Genomic DNA, 679 nt, shown 5'->3' with positions numbered 1-679 from the left:
GTCACTTCGTTCGTTCTCTTGGTTCAGCAGTAGTTCTCGCAGCGTCGGGCGTGGCGGTGTCGGCCGTGTCCACGTCCGTTATCCCCTCCGCCTCGGCCCAGTGCCCCGACGTGCAAGTGGTGTTCGCCCGCGGCACCGGCGAAGCGCCCGGCGTCGGCCCCACCGGCCAAGCCTTCGTCGACTCCCTGCGCCAGCGGGTGGGCGGACGCTCCTTCGACGTCTACCCGGTCAACTACCCCGCCAGCGACCAATGGGACACCGGCATCGACGGCATCAGAGACGCCGGCGCCCACGTCAATTCGATGGCCCACGACTGCCCCAACACCAAAATGGTGCTCGGCGGCTACTCCCAGGGCGCGGCCGTGATGGGCTTTGTCACCTCCGCCGCCGTCCCCGACGGCATCGACCCCAACACCGTCCCCAAACCGCTGTCCCCCGAGGTCGCCAACCACGTCTCCTCGGTCGTGCTCTTCGGCATGCCCAACGTGCGCGCGATGAACTTCCTCAACGAACCCCCCGTGGTCATCGGCCCGCTCTACCAAGACAAAACCGTCAAGGTCTGCGCCACCGAAGACCCGGTCTGCTCCGACGGCATGAACTTCGCCGCACACGACACCTACGCCGACGACGGCGCCGTGATCGACAAGGGCGTCGCCTTCGCCTCCAGCCACCTGGGCAT

At 67.5% G+C, this 679-nt stretch carries 1 protein-coding gene; it reads left to right on the top strand.

The features are described from left to right. Positions 1–679: cutinase family protein (locus A5753_RS01890; protein ID WP_231989961.1), on the top strand; the 679-nt coding region annotated here is incomplete at both ends.

Origin of the sequence: Mycobacterium sp. 852002-51971_SCH5477799-a, assembly GCF_001667145.1 — a bacterium.
GTDB lineage: Bacteria > Actinomycetota > Actinomycetes > Mycobacteriales > Mycobacteriaceae > Mycobacterium.
This window is presented reverse-complemented; position numbering and strand designations above follow the sequence as displayed.